Source organism: Gilliamella sp. Pra-s60, from assembly GCF_009795755.1.
Classification (GTDB): Bacteria; Pseudomonadota; Gammaproteobacteria; order Enterobacterales; family Orbaceae; genus Gilliamella.
The window spans coordinates 1-8,721 of the sequence record NZ_WTFA01000028.1 but is presented as its reverse complement, the minus strand read 5'-3'; the positions used below and the strand labels follow the sequence as shown (position 1 = coordinate 8,721).

Here is an 8,721-nt window from a genome sequence, read left to right as displayed (position 1 = left end):
TTAGTGACAGTGTTAACTGCCACTTTTTAATAACGAATACACTAATATAGTGTTTGGATTGTATGGTTAAATTTGAGTTACCACAGATTAAGTTTGATCTACTACAGATTATTTAGGAATTTTTCCTGTCCACCAAATCGGCTTCTCATCCGCGCCTAAGTTATCAAAAACAGATAGTGGTATATCCACATAATCAACAACATAAGGTACTTTAGCCATGCATACCATTACTGGTTGATACTTATAATCGGGTTCTGATTTAAACCATTCATGATTTATCTTAGCAGATTCAACACACTGATGAAATGCATAAAAGTAACTATCAAAAATATCATATAAAGTTGATTTGGTTCTGTCTAAATCACTTTTGGCTTTACCTGATAAAACAGGCCCCCAATCAATGGCTTCTCTATCTAACTGTTTAAACTCCTCCTCAACCAATTTCATTAACGATTCAGCCTTATCTAGCTCTTCTAATTTTAAATATCGACGATATAAACGGTCTATTAAAATAGACCAATCTTCTTTGGGATATTTAGGAAGAAGATAATATGAAATACAATCAAAAAATAATTTCATATCACTGTCTGTGCCTAAAGCAAATATGGAACCCCCTCCAAAAAAACCGGTATCTTCTGACATTATTCATTTACTCCTTATTTTCTTTTAAATGCAATATGTTCTCGTTTAATGATTCCGTTAGATTTTCTAACTATCCCTTGTTTAATTTTAAATTCTTGTAATTTACTTAAATGCTGTCCTCTAACATCTATTACAACCTTTTGTCGCATACCATTTGGTAAATGTTTTTGTCGTTCAAGTGCTTGTTTAGAAATATTATTAATCAAATTATCAGCATATTTGCTTATATCATAATTTTTTACTTCTATTGAACAAGTTGTGCCATTACAAAAATCAGGTCTTACACTCCCTTTTGTACCGTGAGGGACTTCTACACCATCTTTATAACTTACTTGACCTCTATAATCTGGAGGCAAGCTGGCGCCCACATCTATTTCTAATGTGAATTTTTATACGGATAACTCTTTACGATTAAAACCAAACAAACCCAATTGGTGTTAGAGTTTATAACTTAGTTATAAATTGAATCATATATTCCAATTCTGCGAGGTTTGTCACAGAATTGGAAAAGCAAAACAAGGTTATTTAGGAATTTTTCCTGTCCACCAAATCGGCTTCTCATCCGCGCCTAAGTTATCAAAAACAGATAGTGGTATATTTTTATAAACAACAACATCAGGTATTGTAGTTATAGCCACCATTATAGGTCGATAAAGATTTTCATGTTTGTGTTCATAAATAGCAAATTCCATACAGCGATAAAACGCTCTGAAATATTGACTAAATATATCAAATAAAGTTGATTTTGTTCTATCCAAATCACTTTTAGTTTTACCTGATAATATAGGATTCCAATCAATGGCTTCTCGATCTAACTGTTTAAACTCTTTCTCGACCAATTTCATTAAAGACTCAGCCGTATCTAGCTCTTCTAATTTCAAATATCGGCGATAGAAACGATCAGTTAAGACAGACCAATTCTTCTCAGGATATTTGGGCAGCAGATAATATGAAATACAATCAAAAAACAGTCGAACATCACTATCCGTCCCTAGATCAATACAAATTCCACCACCAATAAAGCCTGTTTTTATATCACGCATAAAATATCCTTACTTGTCTTTAAAGATTATTTGTTCTTTTTTAATGATTCCATTAGATTTTTTTTCAATTCCTTTTGTAATTTTTGCTTCCATAGCAGGTGTTAAATGCTGCCCTCTAACATCTATCACCACCTCTTGTCGCATACCATTTGGTAAATGTTTTTGTCGTTCAAGTGCTTGTTTAGAAATATTATTAATCAAATTATCAGCGTATTTGCCTATATCATAATTTTTTACTTCTATTGAACAAGTTGTGCCATTACAAAAATCAGGTCTTACACTTCCTTTTGTGCCATGAGGGACTTCTACACCATCTTTATAACTTACTTGACCTCTAAAATCTGGGGGCAAGCTGGCGCCGACATCTATTTCTGATGTGGATTTTTATACGGATAACTCTTTACGATTAAAAACGAGCAATACAAATTGGTATTAGAGTTTATAACTTAGTTATAAATTGAATCATATATTCCAATTCTGCGAGGTTTGTCACAGAATTGGAAAAATAAAGCAAGGTTATTTAGGAATTTTTCCTGTCCACCAAATCGGCTTCTCATCCGCACCTAAATTATCAAAAACAGATAAAGGTATATGCCTGTAATCAACAACATAAGGCACTTTAGCCATGCATACCATTACTGGTTGATACTTATAATCGGGTTCTGATTTAAACCATTCATGATTTATCTTAGCAGATTCAACACACTGATGAAATGCATAAAAGTAATTATCAAAAATATCATATAAAGTTGATTTTGTTCTGTCTAAATCACTTTTGGCTTTACCTGATAAAATAGGTCCCCAATCAATAGCTTCTCTATCTAACTGTTTAAACTCCTCCTCGACCAATTTCATTAACGATTCAGCCTTATCTAGCTCTTCTAATTTTAAATATCGACGATATAAACGGTCTGTTAAAATAGACCAATCTTCTTTAGGATATTTAGGCAGAAGATAATATGAAATACAATCAAAAAATAATTTCATATCGCTGTCTGTACCTAGAGGAAATACGGAACTCCCTCCAAAAAAACCGGTATTTTCTGACATTATTCATTCACTCCTTATTTTCTTTTAAATGTAATATGTTCTCGTTTAATGATTCCGTTAGATTTTCGAACAATTCCTCGCATAATTTTGAATTCTTGTAATTTACTTAAATGCTGTCCTCTAACATCTATTACAACCTTTTGTCGCATACCATTTGGTAAATGTTTTTGTCGTTCAAGTGCTTGTTTAGAAATATTATTAATCAAATTATCAGCATATTTGCTTATATCATAATTTTTTACTTCTATTGAACAAGTTGTGCCATTACAAAAATCAGGTCTTACACTTCCTTTTGTGCCATGAGGGACTTCTACACCATCTTTATAACTTACTTGACCTCTATAATCTGGAGGCAAGCTGGCGCCCACATCTATTTCTAATGTGGATTTTTATACGGATAACTCTTTACGATTAAAACCAAACAAACCCAATTGGTGTTAGAGTTTATAACTTAGTTATAAATTGAATTATATATTCCAATTCTGCGAGGTTTGTCACAGAATTGGAAAAGTAAAACAAGGTTATTTAGGAATTTTCCCTGTCCACCAAATCGGCTTCTCATCCGCGCCTAAGTTATCAAAAACAGATAGCGGTATTTGTTTATAGCTTATTGAGTAAGGTAATGTAGTTATAGTCACCATTACTGGCTCATATTCATAATCGGGTTCTGATTTAAAGCCCTCATAACTTATCTTGGCAGATTCAACACAATAATGAAATGCATAAAAGTAACTATCAAAAATATCATATAAAGTTGATTTTGTTCTGTCTAAATCACTTTTGGCTTTACCTGATAAAATAGGCCCCCAATCAATGGCTTCTTTATCTAACTGTTTAAACTCCTCCTCGACCAATTTCATTAACGATTCAGCATTATCTAGCTCTTCTAATTTTAAATATCGACGATATAAACGGTCTGTTAAAATAGACCAATCTTCTTTAGGATATTTAGGCAAAAGATAATATGAAATACAATCAAAAAATAATTTCATATCACTGTCTGTACCTAGAATAAATACAGAGCCCCCACCTCTAATACCAATAGTTAATAACATTATTTAATTACCTTTTATCTTTCAAAAATTCAATTTGTTTTGAGCTAATTATTCCGTTAGATTTTCGAACAATTCCTCGTCTAATTTTGAATTCTAACGCGGGTGTTAAATGCTGCCCTCTAACATCTATCCGAACTTGTTGTTGCATACCATTTGGTAAATGCTTACTTCTATCAAGTGCTTGTTTAGAAATATTATTAATCAAATTATCAGCATATTTGCTTATATCATAATTTTTTACTTCTATTGAACAAGTTGTGCCATTACAAAAATCAGGTCTTACACTTCCTTTTGTGCCGTGAGGGACTTCTACACCATCTTTATAACTTACTTGACCTCTATAATCTGGAGGCAAGCTAGCGCCAACATCTTTTTCTGATGTGGATGAATGTGGGCGACCGTTGGTTGTTTTCCCTGTATTCGGCGATGGCACCTTCGTTTTTGCACCATTTTCAAAAGTATAATAAGCACCGTTATTAGTATATATTGGGTTACCTGCGGCATCAAATTTTCCTGTATGGGTATAAACGCCGCCTTTCGGTCCGACAACATTAGCTCCTTGTGAAGTATAACCGTTAGGGAGTGTTGGCTGTTTTCCCGCTTTTACTCTCTTAATACCCTCGTTTATTTGCTCTACTTCTTTAGCCGATAACTTCTGCCCTGTAGCTCTAGCTTTCCAAGCTAAATCACTCAAACCTTTTGCGGTAACTCCACCTGCTGAGAGTGAAAATAACAATTCAGCATCTGATGCTGACATGCCTAATATCTTAGAAAGCCCCTCGGCTGTTTGCGTATGATAAGTTTTGCCATTATAAATGACCATCAATCCCGTCGCACCATTATCAACCATTGACCATGTTAAATATGCACTTGGTAGACAACCTACTACCAATGCGGTACAACCCGGTGATAATGCGACTGCGGCCATTCCATCTACGACAGCCATCCCAACTTGAAGGACTCCTCCTGCTCGGGTACTTATGCTGTATTCACTGTCATAATAGGTCATCGTATCTGAAATTTTATTGCCTGTCGTATATTCAAATAATTCTTCTATTTTTTTATAAGACTCTTTGCCCCCTCCTGTAATATAAGGTGGTAATTCGACTTCAATTTCAGTTGTTTGACCTTTCAATTGTTCTCTATAGGATTCTAGCTCAGGGCTATTACCTAGCTCTTCTAATGCTAAATACGCTGCTTTATCTGGGTCATCATCCGCTAATCCAGCTGAACAATGAATTAATGCACAAGCTGCTGCACGATATAATAAATCTTCTCGTTCATTTCCTTTAACAAGCTCATCAATACGTTTCTTTTCTGTTGGGGTAAGTAGTCGGTTATTCTCAACCGCATTCTTACTCGCAGCTATCGAGGTGCTGATGTCTCCTGCATCTCCGCCACTCACTGCGGTTGATAGTCCCATCACTAATTGGGTTAATGCGCTGATGTTTTGTTTTTCAGCTTCAGTGAGGTCTTTGATGTCCCTTCCACCATAGAGGTTATCAATGATGACTTTTGCCGCTAGCTCGCCTCCTACGGCACTTGCTCCACCGACTATCCCTGAGTTACCTTGTAATTCCGCTACCACCGCGCCGAGTATGGCATGCGATACTAATCTTGCTGTTTCATTATCACTCACCCAAGTGCCGTCTTTATCCATATGCCCTGTGTGCAGTTTTATCTGTTCGGCTATCCACGGCGCACTGGCCCCCGCAAGGCCTCCTGTCATGTCACCAGTAATAATGCCTGTGATAATCGATGTCGCTGTGTCAATCCCTTTGCTGACATCTCCACCCATGGTGCCTAGGTTGTTTTTTGCATTTTTAATTACTATATCACTGACAGCATCATAATAATTTTGTTGATAAATTTCATCATAGGTTTTAGCTGTGTAATTCGGGTCTTGTTCGGCTTTAAGCTTTTCTTCTTTTAGTTGCTCTTTAGTCTTATTGTCTAGCGCTTTTTTGGCTTCTTCGTCGTTGTCTAATTTATTTTGCGCCTGTAAGCGGTCATATTTGTTTACCACCCCTTTGGCTTGTTGAGCGATGTCTTTAACTAGCTCTACCGATTCTAATTTGTCTAGCTCTTTTTGTTTGTTAAATATCGGTTTGAGTGAGTTATTCGCATGCTCGGTATCTCGACTTAGTTCGTTGATATCTTGTTTTTGGTCGTCTTTATTGCGGATGATGAGTTGTCCGTTTTCTACCGCTGAATGCGTTATACTGGACTCTTTTCCACTATTTTGATACGCCGTCGGGGCGCCCGCTCCGCCAGTGCCGCCACTCACCGAGACTTGGCTAACATCAAAGCTCGCTTTGTTTTTGCTAGTATATTTCCTTCTGATGATATTACTGTCACGGCCAACACAAAAAATTCAAATAAAATCAATATGTTTTCTGACCAACTTTTTGTAAGTAAAAATAGTGAATTAGTGTGTTTTTTATGTTTTGAATAGAGGAATATAAGACACCATGAGCAATACAGTAAGTAGGCTTTATTTATTACAAAAGCGCATAAAAATAATAATCGCTAAAATGATGCTAAGCCCAAATTAGCAATTTAAAAAATGAATCATAAGATTTGTTGACAGTATTAACTACCATTTTTTAATAATGAATATACTAATATCGGCTAGGATTGTCGGGTTAAGATACATTCTAAGCTAAAATCAATCACAGGCAAAAACCTGCACCACAACCCACTGACTGGTTTTATACCATCAGTTATACATCCCACAAACAAAATCCCAGACCTCTGCTCACCATTAAAGGACGATAGCTTGAACAGATAGACTTTTACATCGGCCACTCGGTCATCATTAAAATTGAGCAAAACAAGCTGATTTTAGAGTTTTCTTGTTGCTTATGAAGAAGACATCTCAGCTATTTGTTGACTATGAGTTTTATTGGTTTCTTCATAATCATAATGCGCTGGCACTTTATAACCTTCTGGAAGGTTAGGCCATTTGTCTTTTAGCTCATCTCCCCAAAGTAGCTGGGCAATATCATCATTAATTTTTTCAAAAAAATCAGCCAGAAGTTGTGAATATACTTTTGCTCTAACAATGGCTCTTATAGAAGTCAATAAATCATTGTTTGTTATAGCTTGATTTAATAATTTAATCTCTTTTTGAAAATTACTTAATATATCGATAAACTCTTCATTTTGGTTAATTTTATAATTAATATGCCAATTTTTAATAACATACTCTTCTGAAAGCCCTTGTTTTTTGGCTGCTAATAAAATTGTCCTTTTTAATTCTTCAAAATCTATTTCTACATTCATTTTGATCATCTCTTACCGTGTATTTGTTTAGTTCTTTATCATTATCTGAGCAAGATAAGTTGATTTTAGGGTTTGCCTTGCTGATTATGAAGAAGACTTATCAGCTATTTGTTGACTATAAGGTTTATATCTTTCTTCATAATCATAATGCGCAGGAACCTTATAGTCTTCTGGAATCTTAGGCCATTTGTCTTTTAGTTCATCTCCCCAACCTAACTGAAAAATATCATCATTAATTTTGTCAAAAAAATCTGCTAGAATTTGTGAAAATGCTGTCGCCATAATAATGGCACTCATAGATGTTAATAAATCATTCGCTACTATAGCTTGATTTAATAATTTAATCTCTTCTTTTAAATTATTAAATATTATGGTATATCTTTTATTTTCGTCAAAATCATAAGCAATCATCCAGTTTTCATTTACATAATTTTCTGAAAGCTCTTGTTTTTTGGCTGCTAATAAAATTGTCCTTTTTAATTCTTCAAAATCTATTTCTACATTCATTTTGGTAATCTCCTGCCTTTTGCTTGAGCCGTTTTATCTCTATTAAGTGAACCATCTAAATTTAATACAAATTTAAATTTGCCTCTACTATTAAAAACTTCAATGTGATCTTTATGTAACCCATCTAAATAAAATTGGTCACCTTTATCTATAAAATCATTTATTGGTTTATTCGCAGTATAAATACTTTGTCCATCATATTGCCGTTTAGTTTTAGTGGAGTTATTTTTTACATTTGTACCAAAACCTGGTTGTCCTAAAAATTCCCCCATATTTCCCACCGCGCCCTTATTTGGCTCATGCGGTTGTTGGGATGTTAGAATGTTATCCTGCCAATCTTTATCCGGGATCTGATTTCCACCAGTATCATGACGAATATCAAAATCATCTAAACCGCCATCATGTCCCGTATGATTTGGCCCTAATTCATCTGGATCTAGTGGTTTGTAACCCGGTAGAGGATATCGTGGTTCTTCTGGTATTGGGTAGCCTTCTAATTTTGGACGATCATTTGGATCTATTGCTATTGTTGTTTTATGATATAAAGCAATTACCGCTTGCGAAAAGGCTTCATTATACTCATCTTCTGTTATTTTATTATTATAGCTAACAAGCTCTCGTAAAGTATTAGGTGGCAATGAATCTATATATTGTCTAGCTTCTTCAGGCGTCAATCCTAAATCAAAAATTAATATATTTTGTGCTACAAAATCTGGGTAAATCAGCGCAGAAGAAAGCATCCCACTACCCAACTCACTTGGTGTAATTAGCATTTCTAAGCCAAACCATGGTGTCGGTTTGGGAATAGTTAACTTATTATTCTCAACCGCATTTTTACTCGCAGCTATCGAGGTGCTGATGTCTCCTGCATCTCCGCCACTTACTGCGGTTGATAGTCCCATCACTAATTGAGTTAACGCACTGATGTTTTGTTTTTCAGCTTCAGTGAGGTCTTTGATGTCTTTTCCACCATAGAGGTTATCTAAGATAACTTTTGACGCTAGCTCGCCGCCTACAGCTCCCGCTCCACCGGCAAGGCCTGAGTTGCCTTGTTATTCCGCTACCACCGCACCCAGTATCGCATGCGATACTAATCTTGCTGTTTCATTATCACTCTCCCAGTTGCCGTCTTTACCCAT

General features: G+C 35.2%; 10 protein-coding genes and 2 pseudogenes. All 12 read right to left on the bottom strand.

The features are described 5' to 3' along the window. Nucleotides 1-108 precede the first annotated feature (108 nt). Nucleotides 109-642: a hypothetical protein gene (locus tag GQ596_RS10815; protein ID WP_160401736.1), complete on the bottom strand. Its 534-nt coding sequence runs from the start codon at nt 640-642 to the stop codon at nt 109-111. Between the two features lie 14 nt (nt 643-656). Further along, complete coding sequence (locus tag GQ596_RS10810) at nt 657-998, bottom strand: adhesin (protein ID WP_160401735.1); 342 nt, start codon at nt 996-998, stop codon at nt 657-659. A 165-nt stretch (nt 999-1,163) separates the two neighbouring features. Further along, complete coding sequence (locus tag GQ596_RS10805) at nt 1,164-1,685, bottom strand: hypothetical protein (RefSeq protein WP_160401734.1); 522 nt, start codon at nt 1,683-1,685, stop codon at nt 1,164-1,166. A gap of 9 nt (nt 1,686-1,694) precedes the next feature. Beyond that, complete coding sequence (locus GQ596_RS10800; protein ID WP_160401733.1) at nt 1,695-2,036, bottom strand: adhesin; 342 nt, start codon at nt 2,034-2,036, stop codon at nt 1,695-1,697. Between the two features lie 165 nt (nt 2,037-2,201). Then, the gene (locus GQ596_RS10795) at nt 2,202-2,735 is read right to left on the bottom strand and encodes a hypothetical protein (protein WP_160401732.1); all 534 of its coding nucleotides are present in this window, start codon (nt 2,733-2,735) and stop codon (nt 2,202-2,204) included. A gap of 14 nt (nt 2,736-2,749) precedes the next feature. Further along, the gene (locus GQ596_RS10790) at nt 2,750-3,091 is read right to left on the bottom strand and encodes an adhesin (protein ID WP_160401731.1); all 342 of its coding nucleotides are present in this window, start codon (nt 3,089-3,091) and stop codon (nt 2,750-2,752) included. Nucleotides 3,092-3,256: 165 nt separating this feature from the next. Beyond that, on the bottom strand, nt 3,257-3,790 hold the full coding sequence (locus GQ596_RS10785; protein ID WP_160401730.1) for a hypothetical protein: 534 nt from the start codon (nt 3,788-3,790) through the stop codon (nt 3,257-3,259). A gap of 7 nt (nt 3,791-3,797) precedes the next feature. Next, a complete protein-coding gene (locus GQ596_RS11135; protein WP_160401729.1) occupies nt 3,798-6,077 on the bottom strand; it encodes a VENN motif pre-toxin domain-containing protein in 2,280 nt (759 codons plus the stop codon). A 575-nt stretch (nt 6,078-6,652) separates the two neighbouring features. Beyond that, a complete protein-coding gene (locus GQ596_RS10775; RefSeq protein WP_160401728.1) occupies nt 6,653-7,075 on the bottom strand; it encodes a hypothetical protein in 423 nt (140 codons plus the stop codon). A gap of 84 nt (nt 7,076-7,159) precedes the next feature. Beyond that, on the bottom strand, nt 7,160-7,582 hold the full coding sequence (locus GQ596_RS10770; RefSeq protein WP_160401727.1) for a hypothetical protein: 423 nt from the start codon (nt 7,580-7,582) through the stop codon (nt 7,160-7,162). After that, nucleotides 7,579-7,725, bottom strand: a pseudogene (locus GQ596_RS11305) (hemagglutinin); the annotation flags it as partial. The gene GQ596_RS10770 and the pseudogene GQ596_RS11305, both read right to left, overlap by 4 nt. 678 nt (nt 7,726-8,403) lie before the next feature. Next, nucleotides 8,404-8,541 (bottom strand): annotated as a pseudogene (locus GQ596_RS11300) (VENN motif pre-toxin domain-containing protein); the annotation flags it as partial. Nucleotides 8,542-8,721 lie beyond the last annotated feature (180 nt).

What these genes read in the sequence shown, in the direction of transcription:
- GQ596_RS10815 (WP_160401736.1), bottom strand. Translation starts at nt 642, where the DNA reads ATGTCAGAAGATACCGGTTTTTTTGGAGGGGGTTCCATATTTGCTTTA.
- GQ596_RS10785 (WP_160401730.1), bottom strand. Translation starts at nt 3,790, where the DNA reads ATGTTATTAACTATTGGTATTAGAGGTGGGGGCTCTGTATTTATTCTA.
- GQ596_RS10770 (WP_160401727.1), bottom strand. Translation starts at nt 7,582, where the DNA reads ATGAATGTAGAAATAGATTTTGAAGAATTAAAAAGGACAATTTTATTA.
- GQ596_RS10805 (WP_160401734.1), bottom strand. Translation starts at nt 1,685, where the DNA reads ATGCGTGATATAAAAACAGGCTTTATTGGTGGTGGAATTTGTATTGAT.
- GQ596_RS10795 (WP_160401732.1), bottom strand. Translation starts at nt 2,735, where the DNA reads ATGTCAGAAAATACCGGTTTTTTTGGAGGGAGTTCCGTATTTCCTCTA.
- GQ596_RS10775 (WP_160401728.1), bottom strand. Translation starts at nt 7,075, where the DNA reads ATGAATGTAGAAATAGATTTTGAAGAATTAAAAAGGACAATTTTATTA.